This window comes from Flavobacterium profundi (assembly GCF_006491645.1).
Taxonomy (GTDB): Bacteria; Bacteroidota; Bacteroidia; order Flavobacteriales; family Flavobacteriaceae; genus Flavobacterium; species Flavobacterium profundi.
The window spans coordinates 32,904-49,755 of sequence record NZ_VDCZ01000016.1 but is presented as its reverse complement, the minus strand read 5'-3'; the positions used below and the strand labels follow the sequence as shown (position 1 = coordinate 49,755).

At 30.7% G+C, this 16,852-nt stretch carries 15 protein-coding genes; 8 read left to right on the top strand and 7 right to left on the bottom strand.

What is annotated here, in order from left to right; genetic code table 11:
- Positions 1–15: 15 nt before the first annotated feature.
- Positions 16–357 carry an arsenate reductase (glutaredoxin) gene (gene arsC / locus FHG05_RS16805; protein WP_140999268.1) on the top strand — a complete coding sequence of 114 codons (342 nt, stop codon included), beginning with the start codon at positions 16–18 and terminating at the stop codon, positions 355–357.
- Between the two features lie 80 nt (positions 358–437).
- Positions 438–2,903 carry an outer membrane beta-barrel family protein gene (locus tag FHG05_RS16800; protein WP_140999267.1) on the top strand — a complete coding sequence of 822 codons (2,466 nt, stop codon included), beginning with the start codon at positions 438–440 and terminating at the stop codon, positions 2,901–2,903.
- Between the two features lie 53 nt (positions 2,904–2,956).
- Here FHG05_RS16800 and FHG05_RS18460 read toward each other — a convergent pair whose 3' ends face one another.
- Positions 2,957–3,124 (bottom strand): hypothetical protein, encoded by a 168-nt coding sequence (locus FHG05_RS18460; protein WP_181369189.1) that lies wholly within the window; start codon positions 3,122–3,124, stop codon positions 2,957–2,959.
- 128 nt (positions 3,125–3,252) lie between these two features.
- Here FHG05_RS18460 and fumC point away from each other — a divergent pair, with 128 nt between their 5' ends.
- Complete coding sequence (gene fumC, locus FHG05_RS16795; RefSeq protein WP_140999266.1) at positions 3,253–4,635, top strand: class II fumarate hydratase; 1,383 nt, start codon at positions 3,253–3,255, stop codon at positions 4,633–4,635.
- Here fumC and corA read toward each other — a convergent pair whose 3' ends face one another.
- Positions 4,636–5,709 carry a magnesium/cobalt transporter CorA gene (corA, locus tag FHG05_RS16790; protein ID WP_140999265.1) on the bottom strand — a complete coding sequence of 358 codons (1,074 nt, stop codon included), beginning with the start codon at positions 5,707–5,709 and terminating at the stop codon, positions 4,636–4,638. It abuts the gene before it with no gap.
- Between the two features lie 71 nt (positions 5,710–5,780).
- Between corA and hutI the strand changes: the two genes are divergently transcribed.
- A complete protein-coding gene (gene hutI, locus FHG05_RS16785; RefSeq protein ID WP_140999264.1) occupies positions 5,781–7,016 on the top strand; it encodes an imidazolonepropionase in 1,236 nt (411 codons plus the stop codon).
- A 34-nt stretch (positions 7,017–7,050) separates the two neighbouring features.
- Here the strand turns inward: hutI and ypfJ are convergent, their stop codons facing one another.
- Positions 7,051–7,908 carry a KPN_02809 family neutral zinc metallopeptidase gene (gene ypfJ, locus FHG05_RS16780; protein ID WP_140999263.1) on the bottom strand — a complete coding sequence of 286 codons (858 nt, stop codon included), beginning with the start codon at positions 7,906–7,908 and terminating at the stop codon, positions 7,051–7,053.
- A 34-nt stretch (positions 7,909–7,942) separates the two neighbouring features.
- The gene (locus FHG05_RS16775) at positions 7,943–8,740 is read right to left on the bottom strand and encodes a hypothetical protein (protein ID WP_140999262.1); all 798 of its coding nucleotides are present in this window, start codon (positions 8,738–8,740) and stop codon (positions 7,943–7,945) included.
- Between the two features lie 112 nt (positions 8,741–8,852).
- On the opposite strand from FHG05_RS16775, the gene FHG05_RS16770 reads away from it, so the two are divergent.
- From FHG05_RS16770 to FHG05_RS16755, 4 genes are all read left to right on the top strand, one after another.
- The gene (locus FHG05_RS16770; RefSeq protein WP_140999261.1) at positions 8,853–9,356 is read left to right on the top strand and encodes a hypothetical protein; all 504 of its coding nucleotides are present in this window, start codon (positions 8,853–8,855) and stop codon (positions 9,354–9,356) included.
- A 164-nt stretch (positions 9,357–9,520) separates the two neighbouring features.
- Entirely contained in the window at positions 9,521–10,045 is a 525-nt protein-coding gene (locus FHG05_RS16765) for a hypothetical protein (RefSeq protein WP_232338109.1), read from the top strand.
- A gap of 690 nt (positions 10,046–10,735) precedes the next feature.
- Positions 10,736–11,542 (top strand): sensor histidine kinase, encoded by an 807-nt coding sequence (locus FHG05_RS16760; RefSeq protein WP_140999260.1) that lies wholly within the window; start codon positions 10,736–10,738, stop codon positions 11,540–11,542.
- Positions 11,511–12,164, top strand: a complete 654-nt coding sequence (locus FHG05_RS16755; protein ID WP_140999259.1) for a response regulator transcription factor — start codon at positions 11,511–11,513, stop codon at positions 12,162–12,164. Before FHG05_RS16760 ends, FHG05_RS16755 begins: the two co-directional genes overlap by 32 nt.
- Before the next feature lie 2 nt (positions 12,165–12,166).
- On the opposite strand, the gene FHG05_RS16750 is transcribed toward FHG05_RS16755, so the two are convergent.
- The 3 genes from FHG05_RS16750 to mdh all read right to left on the bottom strand — a co-directional run bounded on the left by FHG05_RS16750 (position 12,167) and on the right by mdh (position 16,844).
- Positions 12,167–12,622, bottom strand: coding sequence for a gliding motility lipoprotein GldH family protein (locus FHG05_RS16750; RefSeq protein ID WP_140999258.1), 456 nt, complete (start codon positions 12,620–12,622; stop codon positions 12,167–12,169).
- A 134-nt stretch (positions 12,623–12,756) separates the two neighbouring features.
- Entirely contained in the window at positions 12,757–15,732 is a 2,976-nt protein-coding gene (secDF, locus tag FHG05_RS16745; protein WP_140999257.1) for a protein translocase subunit SecDF, read from the bottom strand.
- A 179-nt stretch (positions 15,733–15,911) separates the two neighbouring features.
- Complete coding sequence (mdh, locus tag FHG05_RS16740; RefSeq protein ID WP_140999256.1) at positions 15,912–16,844, bottom strand: malate dehydrogenase; 933 nt, start codon at positions 16,842–16,844, stop codon at positions 15,912–15,914.
- Positions 16,845–16,852 lie beyond the last annotated feature (8 nt).

Genomic DNA, 16,852 nt, shown 5'->3' with positions numbered 1-16,852 from the left:
TAAAATTAAAAAACAATGATTACTATTTATCACAATCCAAGATGCACTAAATCAAGAGAAGGTTTAGCTCTTGTTAAACAATTTGACAAACCCTTTGTAATTCGAAAATATTTAGAAGACCCTTTTACTAAAGAAGAATTGACTAGTGTTATTGAAAAATTAGGCATTCCACCGATAGAATTGGTTCGTACGAAAGAAAAAATTTGGATTGAAGATTATAAAGGAAAAGACTTGACTGATAAAGATATTATTGAAGCTATGTTATTACATCCAAAATTAATTGAAAGACCTATTGTTGTAAATGGAAATAAAGCAATTATTGCGAGGCCTAAAGAACTTGTTAACAAAATCCTATGAAATATTTAACAAACAATTGGGAAATGTAGCTTAAACCTAAGTCTAAATTTGCTGTCTTATATGGAAATATTAAATTAATCATGCTTAAAAGACTACAAATTTTCGCCCTATTCCTATTGACAACACTGGCTTTTGCCCAAAAACCAGATTTAAAAAAAATTACAATTAGTGGAAAAATCTTTGAAAAAGGAACCACTTTACCTTTAGAATATGCTACTGTTGTATTTCAAGATGCTAAAAATCCTGAGAAATTAAACGGTGGCGTAACCGATATGGAAGGTAATTTTAAATTCGAAGTTCCTTCAGGAACTTATAATGTTCGTTTCGAATATATCTCCTTTAAAACAATCGAATTTAAAAATAAGACCTACAATACCAATACAGATTTTGGAAAGATTTATTTAGAAGCTGATATTGCACAATTAGCCGCTGTAGAAGTAATCGCAGAACGTTCTACAGTAGAAATTAAATTAGATAAAAAAGTCTATAATGTAGGAAAAGATATGATGGTTAAAGGTGGGACTGTAAGTGATGTCTTAGATAATGTGCCTTCTGTAACTGTTGATCCTGAAGGTACGGTTGCACTTAGAGGAAATGAAAATGTACGTATTTTAATTGATGGTAAACCTTCTGGTTTAGCAGGTATTAATATTGCAGATGCTTTGAAAATGCTTCCCGCTGATGCTGTTGAAAAAGTAGAAGTGATTACAAATCCATCCGCTCGTTATGATGCTGAAGGTGGTGGTGGAATTATTAATATTGTACTTCGTAAAGGTAAAGCTCAAGGTTTAAACGGCTCTTTTGTAGGAACTATTGGTGATCCAGAAACTTACGGATTAAACTCTAGCATTAATTTTAGAAGTGAAAAATTCAATTTATTTTCTAACATTGGTTACAATTACAGAACCAGTTTAGGAAACTCTTCTACCGATTCTTATTATACTTCAGCAACGGCAAACCCTAATAGTATTTTTCTTGAAGAAAGAAGAACGAATGAGCGTTTAAATAAAGGTTATAATTCCAATTTTGGTATTGAATTGTTTTTAGATAAATCAACCTCTTGGACAAATTCTTTAACCATTCAAAATGGTAGAGGAGAAAATCCAGATAATGTGTTTTTCTATAATTATGATGCCAATAGAAACCCCACATTCACTAGAAATCGTTTGAACAATCAAAACAGTAAGGATTTTACTTTTGAATACGCTACCAACTTTACCAAAAACTTTAAAAAAGAAGATCATAAATTAACGGTAGATATGGCTTTTTCTCAAAACAGAGAAAGAGATAATTCTACTATTTATGATCAAATTATCGGTGATCCAAATGTACTTACCGAAAGAACCTTAAATCCTGAAAATCAACAACGTAATCTTTTTCAAACAGATTATGTATTGCCTATTGGAAAAGATGCACGATTTGAAGCAGGTTACAGAGGTAACTTTCAAAAAAACATAACTGATTTTGAAATTGATTCTTTGGATGTTTCAGGAAATTGGGTTCGCAATGATATCTACTCCAATTTATTAGAATATAAAGAATATGTAAATGCATTTTACATGCAATATGGGTCTAAAATCGATAAATTCTCCTATTTCTTAGGGGTTCGTTTTGAAGACAGTAATATTGAAGTAAATTCTATTTCTTCTAATGATTATAATACTAAAAAATACAATAACTTCTTCCCTACTGCTACTGTAAATTATGAATTTTCAGAAAGTAGCAACATTAGTTTAAGTTATAGCAAAAGAATTAATAGACCTAGAGGTCGCTTCTTAAATCCATTTTCAAGCTATTCTAGTAGAATTAATATTTTTAGAGGTAATCCTGATTTAAATCCTGCTTACACAAATGCCTTTGATTTAGGGTATTTAAAAAGATGGAAAAAAGTAACATTTAATACTTCAGCTTATGTTAATTTAACAGATGATTCTTTTCAATTTATCAGAAGAGAATCTGGTTTATTTGTAGAAGGAGTTCCTGTTATTGAATCGACACCTATCAATTTAGCTACAGAAATTAGAGCTGGTTTTGAATTTAATCTAAATTATTCCCCATACAAATGGTGGAAATTAAATGCCAACTTCAATCTATTCAGAAATGAAACGAAAGGAGATTATAGTTATATTAATTCTTCAGATGAACTAGTGGTACAAAACTTTGATAATACAGCTACTAGTTGGTTCAGTAGAATCTCTTCGAAAATTAATTTACCTTATAATATCGATTGGCAAGCCAATGCTTTTTACATGGCACCTCAAACGAATGCACAAGGTAAAACCTTATCTATGACGAGTATTAATTTAGCATTTAGTAAAGATGTATTAAAAGACAAAGGTACAATTGCATTAAACGTTAGTGATTTACTTAACTCAAGAAAAAGACGTTCAGAGGTTAATTTACCTACAGTAATTAGTTCTTCTGAATTTCAATGGAGACAAAGACAAATTAATCTTTCATTTACATATAGATTCAATAAAAAGAAAAATGACCGTGAAAACCAAAAAAGATCAGATGATGGTGGTGGTGATGAATTCATGGGATAACATAAAAAAAGGACTGCAAAAGCAGTCCTTTTTTTATTTTTGAACAATCTTAATTATTCTTGTTCTGTTTGTTTTTTAGCTCTTTTTTCTTTGATTAATTCAAAAATTGCGCCACCTAACCAATAAGGTACAAATGAAGCTAAAAATATCATTAACCAAAAACCTATTGTTAAAATGGTTAAGAAAAGTAAAAAACCTAAGTACTGATCAAATTCAAACATGTTTTCCGGAATTTATGAATTCTTGCCAAAGATAATAGGAATTATTTTTTTTAGCAATATAATAACAGTTTTTATTTCGATAGCCAATGCATAAATTGTAATTTTATAAAAACAACTAGAAAAAGAGTATGAAATATAGAATTGAAAAAGATACACTAGGCGAAGTTCAAGTACCAGAAGAAAAGTTATGGGGCGCTCAAACACAACGATCCAAAACTAATTTTAAAATTGGTCCAGAAGCTTCCATGCCTTTGGAAATTATTAAAGCATTTGCCTATCTTAAAAAAGCGGCAGCTTATACCAATACCGACTTAGGTGTGCTTTCAACTGAAAAAAGAGATTTAATTAGTCAAGTTTGTGATGAAATCGTACAAGGTCATCTCAACGAACATTTTCCTTTGGTAATTTGGCAAACGGGTTCAGGTACACAAAGTAACATGAATGTTAATGAAGTAATTGCTAACCGAGCACAACAATTAGTTGGAAAAACATGGACAGATGAACCAGTTTTAAAAGCAAATGATGATGTGAACAAATCCCAATCTTCAAATGACACTTTTCCTACTGCAATGCACATTGCAGCTTATAAAATACTTGTTGAAAATACCATACCTGCTTTAAAAGAATTAAAAAAGACATTTGAAGATAAGTCCAAACAATTTGAAGCTATTGTTAAAATTGGTCGCACTCATTTAATGGATGCAACACCACTTACATTAGGTCAAGAGTTTTCAGGCTATACCCAACTTTTAGAATATGCTTTGCGCAATTTAGAAGCTTCTCTATCCTACCTTTCAGAATTAGCTTTAGGTGGAACAGCTGTTGGCACAGGATTGAATACACCAAAGGGATACGATACATTAGTAGCGCAATATATATCTAAATTTACGGGACATCCATTTGTGACTGCTCCCAATAAGTTCGAAGCACTTTCCGCTCACAATGCCATTGTACAAAGTCACGCTGCTTTAAAACAGCTTGCAGTTAGTTTAAACAAAATTGCAAATGACATTCGAATGATGGCTTCTGGTCCACGTTCAGGGATTGGTGAAATACTATTACCTGAAAATGAACCAGGTTCCTCTATTATGCCTGGAAAAGTCAATCCAACGCAATGTGAAGCAGTTACTATGGTTTGTGCTCAAGTTATGGGAAATGATGTGGCCGTTACGATTGGTGCTACACAAGGACATTATGAATTGAACGTTTTTAAACCCATGCTGATTTCAAACTTTATTCAATCGGCTATGTTATTAGGAGATGCTATGCAGTCGTTCAACAAAAATTGTGCTGAAGGTATTGAGCCGAATAACAAACGTATTGAAGAATTAGTAAGCAATTCACTCATGTTAGTTACCGCATTAAATACAAAAATCGGCTATTATAAAGCTGCAGAAATTGCTCAAACCGCACATAAAAACGGCACCACTTTAAAAGAAGAAGCTGTACGTTTAGGCTATGTTTCTGCAGAAGATTTTGATCAATGGGTCAATCCAAAAGAGATGGTTTAGTTAAAACCATCTTTTCTTTTTAAAATAGTACAACATCAGTAATACTAAAATAAACATCACTCCTAAAGTAATAAAATACCCATATTTATAATTCAGCTCTGGAATGTATTTAAAGTTCATTCCATATAAACCTACAATAAATGTTAATGGTAAAAACACAGAAGAAATAACAGTCAATGTCTTCATAACTTCATTCATTTTATGATTTTGAGCCGTGTAGAAAAAATTACTAGCACTGTCCAAATTTTTCATATCATAATCAATTTGTTCTAAAAGTTCCAATGCCTTTTGGTGCAACCTTCCAAAAAAGATATAATTAGAAGTTTCTATACAATTAAAATCATCGTCTTCTTTAATGGTTTTAATGGTAAAAAGCGCATCACGCAAAGGCACAATAGCTCTTTTCAAAATATGAAAAATCTCTCTTAAGTTTTCAATATCTTGCATAATAATAGGACTATCCGCAGTTTTTGATGCTAATAAAAGACCTTCAATATCATTCTCTTTGTTTTCAATAGTAATGTAAAAATTTTCAATAATAGAATCGAGCATTAAATACAATAAATAATCCACCCCTTTTTTACGGACGATTCCTGTATTTTCTCTTAATCGTTCTCGAATATGAGTAAAAAAATCACCCCTTTTTTCTTGGAAAGAAACAATCAAATTATCCTGCAATAAAAAACTAATTTGTTCAATTAAAATGGTCTTATCATCACTATCATTAGGCAAAATTGATTTAATACTGAAAAACAAGGTATCATCTAATTCATCCAAACGTGTACCTCTAGAAATATTTAAAATATCTGAAACGATAATAGTATTCAATTCTAAGGCTTCTGCTAAAGACTTAATCACTTCAACATCATTTAAACCATGAATATTAAGCCAGTTATTTAAAGCAAGGTCTTTGGTGGTCATAAATTTTTTCACAGCAACATGCTGCTCTTCAACAACCTTATCTTCGTTATACACAAACAATTGCATATCAGAACCTTTATCGGTATAAACACCTGTATATTCGAAGTTGGAAACACTTACTTTTCTCCCTTTTTTATAGCTAATCTTTCTCAAAATAATCAGTTTTAAAGCTAAAGGTAGTAGTTTTTAAAAAAACGTACTTATTTTTACGAAAAAAATATAATATGCGCACCCTTTTTATCAATATTAAAGAATTAGTCCAAGTAAGAAATGAAGCTATTGAGAAAGTTTCTGGTAAAGACATGTCGGTTTTACCAATTATAAACAATGCTTTTTTATTGATTCATGAAGGTGTAATTGAAGATTTTGGTTCTATGGAAAATTGTCCGAAATTAGAATATGGAACTGTTATTGATGCTACGGGAAAAGTAATCCTACCAACTTGGGTAGATAGTCATACGCATATTGTTTATGCTGGCAATCGAATTCAGGAATTTGTAGATCGAATTAATGGCTTATCGTATGAAGAAATTGCGAATCGTGGTGGTGGCATTTTAAATTCAGCAAAAAAATTGAATGAAACTTCTGAAGATATCATTTATGAAGCCTCTAAAAAACGTTTGGATGAAATCATGCAATTGGGAACTGGAGCAGTTGAAATAAAATCGGGTTATGGTTTAACCGTAGAGGGCGAACTAAAAATGCTTCGCGTTATCAAAAGATTAAAAGAAAACTATACTATTCCCATCAAAGCCACTTTTTTAGGAGCACATGCTTTTCCAATAGAATATAAAGAAAATCATGCAGGCTATTTGGATCTAATTATCAACGAAATGTTACCCAAGATTGCTGAAGAAAACTTAGCCGATTATATTGATGCGTTTTTAGAAACGGGTTATTTTTCAGTTGAAGAAACCATTAGAATTATGGAAGCCGGTAAAAAATATGGATTACCTGCAAAAATACATGTCAACCAATTTACTGCAATAAATGGTATACAAGCTTGTGTAGATTATGAAGCTTTATCTGTTGATCATTTAGAGATTGTAACAGAAGCTGACATTGAAGCTCTCCAAAACAGCAAAACCATACCTGTAGCGTTACCCAGTTGCTCCTATTTTATTAGTATTCCTTATACACCTGCTCGAAAAATGATGGCTGCTGGATTACCTTTAGCATTGGCTACAGATTACAATCCGGGTACTACTCCTTCAGGAAACATGAATTTTGTGGTGGCAACTGCTTGCATAAAAATGAAAATGACACCAGAAGAAGCTATCAATGCAGCTACTATTAATGGTGCTTATGCCATGGGTATTAGTGCTACTCATGGAAGTATCACAAGAGGGAAAAAAGCGAATCTTATCCTAACAAAACCACTAACCTCCTATTATCAATTACCGTATGAATTTGGGAATAACTTAATTGAAAAAGTAATGATTAATGGAGCGTTTATTTAAATAAAAAAATCCCAAGTTTTCACTTGGGATTTTTTTATAGTTCTTCAGCAAAAGTATCATGTTGCCTTATATCACCAGAATTGTATCCTTTCATAAACCATTTCATACGCTGTTCCGAAGTTCCATGTGTAAAAGAATCGGGCACTACTTGACCTTGCATTTTACTCTGAATAGCATCATCACCTACAGCATGAGCAGCGCTTAATGCTTCTTCAATATCACCAGCTTCTAAGTATTTTTTATTATAATGTGCCCAAAGTCCTGCATAAAAATCAGCTTGTAACTCTAAACACACCGATAATTTGTTCGCATCTGCTCTACTTTTTCCTTGTTGTGCTTGTCGTACTTTTTGAGAAGTACCAAGAAGCGTTTGTACATGATGCCCTACTTCATGAGCAATAACATAAGCTATCGCGAAATCTCCACCTTTAGCACCAAAACGAGTTCTTAATTCTTCAAAAAAGCGCAAATCCATATACACTTTTTTATCCGCTGGACAATAAAATGGTCCTGAAGCAGCTGTCGCACTACCACAAGCCGTTTGTACAGCATCGGTAAATAAAACCATTTTAGGTTTTTCGTAATATCCTAGTTGATTGTCATTGAAAACTTGAGTCCAAATATCTTCGGTATCTGCCAATACCGTTGCAGTAAATTGTCCAAGCGCTTCTTCTTCTGGAGTTAATTCGCGTTGTACCGTTTCTTGCGAAGATCCAGATTGGTTCATTTGCTCTAAAACAGGTGCAAGGGTTTGACCTGTATCGCCACCAAAAACCTGTATCAAAAGAATAATAATTCCTAATATTCCTCCTCCAGCAACTACTTTGCCTCCAGAAGACATACCTCTTCTGTCTTCTACGTTATCACTTTGTCTTCTACCTTGCCATTTCATGTTGTTATGTTTTATTCGCCTAAAGTTAAAAAATTTATTCTTCTATTTGACCAATTTCATCTAAAACATTGTACGCTTCAACACCTACAATATTATCATATATCGAAAAAACCATTGCAGTATAAATCGGAAACGTAAAAAATACACCAATACACAATCCAATAATTCCTAAAAAAGCACCAATTGTTGCAACTAACAAAGCTAAAATAATATGAAATGGTTTTTTAGCAACTAATCTGATACTATTTTGAAGTGCTTCGCTGTAATTCTCATTCGCAAAAATAACTAATGGAACAAATAGTATGGTAAATACCCCAATTAAAATTTGAATTAAAACACCAATTAATTTTATAAAAAAACCAGCTATAGATAGAGGAATAAATTGAAATACAGTACTAATTACCATTGATGTTAATGCAATAATTACAGCCCCTATCAAGATATCTTTTAGATATTTACTTTTATAATATTCAAAGATTACTCCTAAATTTAGCTCTTGATTTCGTTTGGCCAAAAGGCATAATTTAAGAAAACCTGCATTCAAAGGAGCTATTAAAGTTGAAAAAAGAATCGTAATCACAAAATTTCCAATAATAAAACCCACTTCATGTTGCATGGATTCCATTTGGATGGCCCAATCAGATAAACTAGAAACTCCTATGAGCGTAGCCCCTAAAAAAGCATATAAAACAAATGCGGATATTGCAACGATTAAAAAACCTAATCCTGCTATAAGATACGTTTTTTTATAAATTTCAAAGCAATCTTCAATTAATTTTCCCAAATCTAAAGAATAGCCGTTTCTAATTTTTTCTCTAATATTAAAGTCCATACTATATATATTTTTGTAAAAATAACGTATTTTATTACAAATGTTTAAAAAAAATTTTTAGTAAATATAATTATTCTAATTTCGCGCCAAATAATACAAATTTATAAACATAATGAAAAAAAATTTTAGACCGATTTTGCTTGCTATAGCATTAATCTTAACTTCATGTGAAAAAAATGATGAAGTAACAAATAATGAATCATCAAATTTCAGTAAGCCAAAACAATTAATTTCTAATGACTTTGCAAAATCATTAAATGATAATTATATTACTGAGAGAATGAGTAACATTCAATTAAGAGATGGTTCAGATGATGCAAATGCTGTTTGGTTTTCAATTGAAGAATTAGAAAACTATATTGCTTATGTTAAAAAAGAAGGAGAAGAAAAAAATTTAGAAATAGATGGAATTAGATTTTATTATGGAGTATATCCAAATAATTATGAGTCATCTGAAAAAGCTGGAAAAACAACTATATTTTTGACTCCAACTAAAATCAATCAAACAACTGAGTCTAGAAATTCGCTTGATAGCTCTGATGCTACAGAAATAAGTCCAATGAATTTTGGAGGAATGGGGCATCCTCCAAAAATGGAATATGGTAACCAAAATTAATTATAATTGTAAAAAATAATTATAATTTAAATGCTTATTAAAATCGATTTGATTTTAGTAAGCATTTTTTTATACCTAAACTTATTAAAAAGGGGGATTTTCCCCTTGTACGATTTTCTCAATACAAATACATTTGCCCCATAAACTTAAATAAATAAACCATTATGAAAAAATGTAACTATCTTCTATTAACTTGTTTGTTTGCATTATTCTTATTTCAGTCGTGTACTGAAGTGGAGGTAAAACATGAGGAGCCTACACAGCTTATCTCGAATGATGTCGCAAAAGAACTAAACCGCAATTATAACAATACGAGACACCGTCTAATTTCACAAAGTATAAACAAAGAGGATGCAAATGCAATTTGGTATTCGTTAGACGAATTAGAAAATTATATTTATTACATTAAAAAACAAGGCAAAGCAAAAGGATACAATGTAGACGGTATTCGCTTTTATTTAGGAGCATATCCAAATACGAGAGAGTACAATGAAAAGGCAAACATGACCACCATCTTTTTAACTCCAACTGGTAAAAGAACGGATGTACAAAAAGGTAGTTTCTTAAGTTTGCCAGCCATGACCATACAAACGCTTGAGGAAAACCCCGATATAGAGGAAATAGAACCTATGAATTACGGAAACATGGGACCCCCTCCAAGAATGGTTTATCCTTCAGAATCAAACTAATAAATTGAAAAAAGAGCAAATAGAATTAGAAAATTTATTCTAATTCTATTTGTTTTTAAATTTTATATAAATAATGTTAGAAAATATTCCTGGTATACTTTCATTAATAACCGCTTTAATTGGGTTATTAAATTATAATAAATTACCCAATTATAAATCGAAGTTATTTTTGGCATCAATAATTATATCTGTAATTACCGAAGTAGTAGCAATCTATTTTAGGAAATGGACCAATCTATCAAATTATTTTATTTATGATCTTTATACATTATTATTATTTTTAATATATTATTTCATTTTAGCCAACTTAATGATAAAATATATTAATAAAATTCTTTCTATTTCCTTAATTTGTATATATTTTACAGCAAATATTTTCTTTATTATAAAAGACTTCAATAAAATAGGCGTAGAAATTAACACTTATGTATACACATTAAGTGTTCTATTTTTTTTTATTTTATCAACAACATATCTTATAGAATTATTCAACTCTAGCAATGTTATAAACTATAAAAAATCTATATTTTTTTGGTTTGTGTTAGGTGCTCTATTATTTCATATTCCATTTACACCCTTTATGTTGACATTAAGATGGTGGTCATTAGAAAGTTATGGCAAAACTGTTTATTGGATTATTATAATTATGCTTAACTTAGTAATGAATACTTGTTTTATAATCGGATTTTTATGGACAGAGAAGAAATACAATTATTAGTCATATCATTAAGTATTGTATTTTTAACTTTACTTGTAATTTTATTCGTTTTATTTTTCTTCTTTCAAAAGAAAAAGACTCAGTTTTTGATAGATAAAATGGAGTCTGAGATTCATTTTCAATCGGAATTAATCAAAACAAGAGTTGAAATTAAAGACCAAACTTTAACGGAAATTAGTAAAGAATTACATGATAATATTGGTCAAATTATTTCAGTAGCGATCATGCAACTCAACATGTATGCTCAAAAAGATGAAGCTGTTTCATCTGCAGATTTAAACGAAGTGAAGTCTGTTATGGCAAAATCTTTAGATGAAATACGAATTTTATCCCGAATAATTAATAAAGATAATCTAATAAATACTAACTTTATTGAATCTATTGAAAATGATTTCAAAAGGATTGAAAAATTAAAAAATATTGAATGTAAACTGAATGTTGCTTGTAATTTCCCAAAAATTAATGTGGAACACGAACTCATTTTGTATCGCATTTTTCAAGAATCTATACACAACAGCTTAAAACATTCCTCTAGTAAAAAAATAGAAATGAACATTAATTGTAATGATGAAATTCTTACAATTCAATTGAAAGACTTTGGGATTGGTTTTGATTCAAAAATAATGCACAAAGGCTTAGGACTAAACAATATTAAATACAGGGCAAAATTGATTGGCGCAAAATTGTCTTTAGACTCCAATGAAAATGGAACAGAAATATTCCTAGAATACAACATAAACAAACAAGATGAAAACAAAGAAAAAAGTAATAATAATTGATGATCATTTATTATTTTCTCAATCATTAAAGTATCTTATTAATAGCTTTAATGATTTTTTAGTCGTTGATAATTATGAAAACGGCAAGGATTTTATCGATAGTGTTCAAGCAAATAAAATCAACACAGACGAAATTGAATTGGTTTTACTGGATGTAAACATGCCAGTGCTAGACGGTTTAAAAACCATGGAATGGATTAAAAACAATAGAGAAGAACTCAAAGTTATAGCACTCTCTGTTAATGATGATGAAGAAACCATTATTAAAATGATCAAACATGGAGCCAAAGGTTATTTATTAAAAGATACTTCTCCACAAATTTTCGAAGAAGCATTAAAAACAGTTGCAGATAAAGGCTTTTTCTTTACTGAATTAGTCTCGGGTCTTTTGGTGAATCGTTTGGATAATAACAATCAAAAACACGAATTAAAAGATAAAGAAATCCTTTTCATCAAACATGCCTGTACAGAAAAGACTTATAAAGAAATTGCAGACGAAATGTGTTTGAGTCCCAAAACCATTGACGGGTATCGCGAAAATTTATTCTGCAAATTAGAAATAAAAACAAGAATTGGCCTTGTACTTTATGCTATTAAAAATAAAATCGTTTGTATTGATTAAAATTACTTTATAATTTGCACACCTACACCTAATACATTTGGCAAATAAGCCGAATTAAATTTATTGGTTATAACCACTTTATAATTACCTTTTTGAAAATGAAAATTGCTTTTAAGGTTATAATATAAATCACAAACGTCCCCTGAACAATCTGCCATATCTTCACCTTTTTCATTTTTCACTTTTAAATCCAAAGAAATAGTTTCTTTATTCCCATCTGGATAAGTCATATTGACTTCTAAAGGAATACTTTCAAACTGAAAATCATAAATATGACCAAAATGTAATACTAAATTTGCATTTTCTTCTTTTTCTAAAGTAAATGAGAATGTCCTACTATCATTAGAAGGCCATCTATTGTTATCAAAATTAGAGTCAAAATTTCTATAAATAGCGCTCTCATTACAAGATTGAAGTAGGAATAACACAAGGAATAGTAAGCTTATTTTTATCTTCATAATATAAATTTTAATACAACTAATTTCAATAGTAGATAAGCCATATAGGTTTACACTACAGAAGCGCTACAATTCTATAAATATAAAAAAAGACCTGATAAACAGGTCTTTTAAAATATAAATAGTAAATAATATTATGCTTCTTTTTTAAATTCAGCCATTTTCTTAGCTTCTTTCTTACTCATAGTATCATTCATTACTGGTGTAGCCACAAATAACGAAGAATAAGTTCCCACTAAAATACCAACTAAAATTGCAAATACGAAACCTCTAATTGTTTCCCCACCAAAAATAAAGATGGCAACCAATACTACTAAAGTAGTAGCAGAAGTATTAATTGTTCTACTTAATGTGGAGTTCAATGCTTTATTTACTAAAGCTTTAAAATCAGAAGAAGAATTATAATCTAAATACTCTCTTACACGGTCAAATACAATTACCGTATCATTCAACGAGTAACCAATTACTGTTAGAATAGCCGCGATAAAAGCTTGATCAATTTCCATATTGAATGGTAAAATTGTGTAGAAGAATGAGAATATTCCTAAAACGATAATTACGTCATGAGCAACAGCTACTACCGCTCCTAAACCAAACTGCCATTTTCTAAATGAAACCATCAAGTATAAGAAAACTACTAATAGAGATCCTAAAACCGCCCATAAAGAGTTCGTTTTAATATCTTTAGAAATTGTACCAGAAACTTTAGAAGATGACATGATACCTACTTGTTTCCCTTCATAAAGGTTTACGAATTTATCATAGGTTAAATCAGCAGGAAGGTATTTTTTCAATCCTTTGAAGAGCATATTATTTACTTCTTTGTCAACTCCTTCACCTTCTTCGTCAACTTTATATTTTGTAGTAATTTTTAACTGATTGTCGTTACCATAAATTTTAGCTTCAGCACTTTCAAAAACAGCTACTAAATCTTTAGTTACTTCTGGAGCTGAAACTGGTTTTTCAAAACGCACTTGATACGTTCTACCTCCAACGAAGTCTACTCCATAATTTAAACCTTTAGTAACTAATGAAAATAAACTTAAAACAATTAATATTGTTGAAACGATATAAGCAATTTTACGTTTTCCTAAGAAGTCAAAATTTAAGTTTTTAAACCAATTTTTAGTCACAGAAGTAGAGAAAGCAATTTTCTCATTTCTTGATAAACTCCAGTCTAAGAAAATTCTAGTAATAAATACAGCTGTAACAAGTGATGTTAAAATACCAATTAACAACGTAGTTGCAAAACCTTTAATAGGACCTGTACCTAAAATGAATAATATTAATGCCGTAATGAAAGTAGTAACGTTTGCATCCACAATAGATGACATTGCTCCTTTCCATGTATAAGAATAGTTAACTGCTTCTTCAACAGTTTTTCCAGAATCTAATTCTTCTTTAGCTCTTTCATAGATAATTACGTTAGCATCAACTGCCATACCAATTGTTAAAACGATACCAGCAATACCTGGTAAGGTTAATACCGCACCAAAACTTGCTAAAGCACCAAAAATAAATAAGATATTCACCAATAAAGCTAAATTCGCATAGAAACCAGCTTTACCATAGTAAACTACCATCCATAATAATACTAAAGTAAAACCAATAATAAAAGATAAGAAACCGTTGTCTACTGCCTCTTTACCTAAAGATGGTCCAACTACTTCCGATTGAACAATGTCTGCTTTAGCAGGTAATTTACCCGCACGCAATACGTTTGCTAAGTCTTTTGTTTCTGTTACTGTAAAACTTCCAGAAATTTCAGAACGTCCACCAGTAATAGCTCCTTTACTTACACCAGGTGCTGAATAAACGATATTATCTAAAACAATTGCAATAGCATTACCTTGTTGTGAAACTTTACCCGTTAATTTTTCCCAATCTCTAGAACCTGCTCCATCCATTTGCATCGAAACAGCTGGTTTTCCTAATTGATCAAAAGTATCAGTAGCATCGACGATTACACCTCCACTGATAGGAGCCTTACCGTCTTTACCGTTTCTTTTTAAAGCATATAACTCAACAATTCCAGGTGTTTTTTCGTTTTCTTTACCCCAAACAAATTTCACATTTGAAATTGCGTTTGGTAAAGTCCTCTTTACATCTTTTCTTCTTAAGTATCCTCCAATAGTAGCTGTATCAGAAACTTTAGCATAACCTAAGATTGAAAAACCTTCTTGTTGTGTAACTTGTAATTTATCAAATAAAGGATTTACTTGTACTTTAGTAGAGTCTTCTTTATCTGTTAATAAAGCATCTAAATCAGTAGCCGTAGAATCTTTTTGAGTAGAATCTTGTACAACTTCATTTACTTCTTTAGTAGCTACTTCTGTTTTTTTCAAAATTTCATTAGCAGAAACGAAATAATTGAAAACCTCATCTATTTTATAAGTTTCCCAAAATTCTAATTTAGCAGTACCTTGTAATAAATTTTTAATACGATCTACATCTTTAGCACCTGGTAATTCTACTAAAATTCTACCAGAATTTCCTAACATTTGAATATTTGGTTGCGTTACCCCAAATTGATCGATACGCTTTCTTAATACTCCGAAAGCACTTTCTACAGATTCAGTAACTTTTTGTTTGATGATTGGCTCCACTTGAGCATTCGTCATATCAAATTTAATTACTTCATCTAAATTTCTATTTCCAAAAATATCAACACTAGCTAATTTAAGATTCGCTTTGTTTGCAGCTTCAAAAAAAGCATCGATATAATCTTGATTTCCTCTTTGATTTCTTTTCGCTTCCTCTAAAACTTTTAAAAAGTCTTTATTGGTTGTTTCGTTTGCTAAACCAAATAAAATATCTTTTACAGATATTTGAAGAATTACGTTAAGTCCTCCTTCAAGGTCAAGACCTTTGTTAATTTGATTATTTCTTACTTCATCATACGTATTCCAAAGAAATACTTTTTCTTTACTTTTCGCTAAAGAATCTAGATAAGATACTTCTTTTTGAGTTTGAATTTCTTTTGGAAACTTACTTGCAAAAGTCTTTGCATCTTCCTCAATTCCATTTGCTACGAATGTAAATGATAATTGATAAATACATACCACAGCAAAGATAATTGCGAAAAATTTAATTAGTCCTTTATTCTGCATTACTACTAAAATTAATTATTCTTTTTTTTATAAAAACGGACAAATATATAATTTACAATAGGATTAACCAATTTTATTTCTTAATAAAATTGGTTTTTATTAATATTTTCCTGTTGATAACTAAATATAAAAAAACTGTCAAATACAAATGACAGTTTTATATTCTGATACTGAAAAGATTACAATACTGATTTTAAATCTGCATTCATATTTCTAACAGCATCTGCACTTTTTGCAAACAATGCTTTTTCAGCATCATTTAATTGAACATCTACTATTTCTTCTATACCGTTTTTACCGATGATACAAGGCACTCCAATACAGATATCATTTTGGCCATATTCTCCTTCTAATAAAACAGAACATGGAATCATTCTCTTTTGGTCGTTTAAGATACTATCCACTAAATAAGCTACAGATGCACCTGGCGCATACCAAGCAGATGTTCCTAATAAACCTGTTAAAGTAGCACCACCTACCATAGTGGATGCAGCTACTTTATCTAATTCATCTTGAGATAAGAAATTAGAAACTGGCGAACCATTATAAGAAGCCAATCTTGTTAATGGAATCATAGTTGTGTCTCCATGACCACCAATTACCATACCTTGAATGTCGTTTCCGGGTTTTTGTAAAGCTTGTGATAAAAAATATTTAAAACGAGAGCTATCTAAAGCACCTCCCATTCCAATTACTCTGTTTTTTGGTAAACCTGTAGCTTTTAAAGTCAAGTACGTCATAGTATCCATCGGGTTGGAAACCACAACAATAATAGCATTAGGAGAATGTGTTAAGACATTATCAGCAACTGATTTTACGATACCTGCATTAATACCTATTAATTCTTCACGAGTCATTCCAGGTTTTCTTGGGATTCCAGATGTAATTACTACTACATCACTTCCAGCAGTTTTTGAATAATCATTTGTGCTACCCGATACTTTTGTATTGAAAACTGTTGTTGTAGCACATTGCATGATATCCATAGCTTTACCTTCAGCAAAACCTTCTTTGATATCTAATAATACTACTTCACTAGCTATTCCTCTGTACGAAATAACATCGGCACATGTTGCTCCTACGTTACCTGCTCCTACTATTGTTACTTTCATTTTATTGT

What these genes read in the sequence shown, in the direction of transcription:
- FHG05_RS16770 (WP_140999261.1), top strand. Translation starts at nt 8,853, where the DNA reads ATGAAAAAAAATTTTAGACCGATTTTGCTTGCTATAGCATTAATCTTA.
- FHG05_RS16765 (WP_232338109.1), top strand. Translation starts at nt 9,521, where the DNA reads ATGAAAAAATGTAACTATCTTCTATTAACTTGTTTGTTTGCATTATTC.
- ypfJ (WP_140999263.1), bottom strand. Translation starts at nt 7,908, where the DNA reads ATGAAATGGCAAGGTAGAAGACAAAGTGATAACGTAGAAGACAGAAGA.
- FHG05_RS16755 (WP_140999259.1), top strand. Translation starts at nt 11,511, where the DNA reads ATGAAAACAAAGAAAAAAGTAATAATAATTGATGATCATTTATTATTT.
- arsC (WP_140999268.1), top strand. Translation starts at nt 16, where the DNA reads ATGATTACTATTTATCACAATCCAAGATGCACTAAATCAAGAGAAGGT.
- FHG05_RS18460 (WP_181369189.1), bottom strand. Translation starts at nt 3,124, where the DNA reads ATGTTTGAATTTGATCAGTACTTAGGTTTTTTACTTTTCTTAACCATT.
- FHG05_RS16775 (WP_140999262.1), bottom strand. Translation starts at nt 8,740, where the DNA reads ATGGACTTTAATATTAGAGAAAAAATTAGAAACGGCTATTCTTTAGAT.
- hutI (WP_140999264.1), top strand. Translation starts at nt 5,781, where the DNA reads ATGCGCACCCTTTTTATCAATATTAAAGAATTAGTCCAAGTAAGAAAT.
- secDF (WP_140999257.1), bottom strand. Translation starts at nt 15,732, where the DNA reads ATGCAGAATAAAGGACTAATTAAATTTTTCGCAATTATCTTTGCTGTG.
- FHG05_RS16760 (WP_140999260.1), top strand. Translation starts at nt 10,736, where the DNA reads ATGGACAGAGAAGAAATACAATTATTAGTCATATCATTAAGTATTGTA.
- fumC (WP_140999266.1), top strand. Translation starts at nt 3,253, where the DNA reads ATGAAATATAGAATTGAAAAAGATACACTAGGCGAAGTTCAAGTACCA.
- FHG05_RS16800 (WP_140999267.1), top strand. Translation starts at nt 438, where the DNA reads ATGCTTAAAAGACTACAAATTTTCGCCCTATTCCTATTGACAACACTG.
- mdh (WP_140999256.1), bottom strand. Translation starts at nt 16,844, where the DNA reads ATGAAAGTAACAATAGTAGGAGCAGGTAACGTAGGAGCAACATGTGCC.
- FHG05_RS16750 (WP_140999258.1), bottom strand. Translation starts at nt 12,622, where the DNA reads ATGAAGATAAAAATAAGCTTACTATTCCTTGTGTTATTCCTACTTCAA.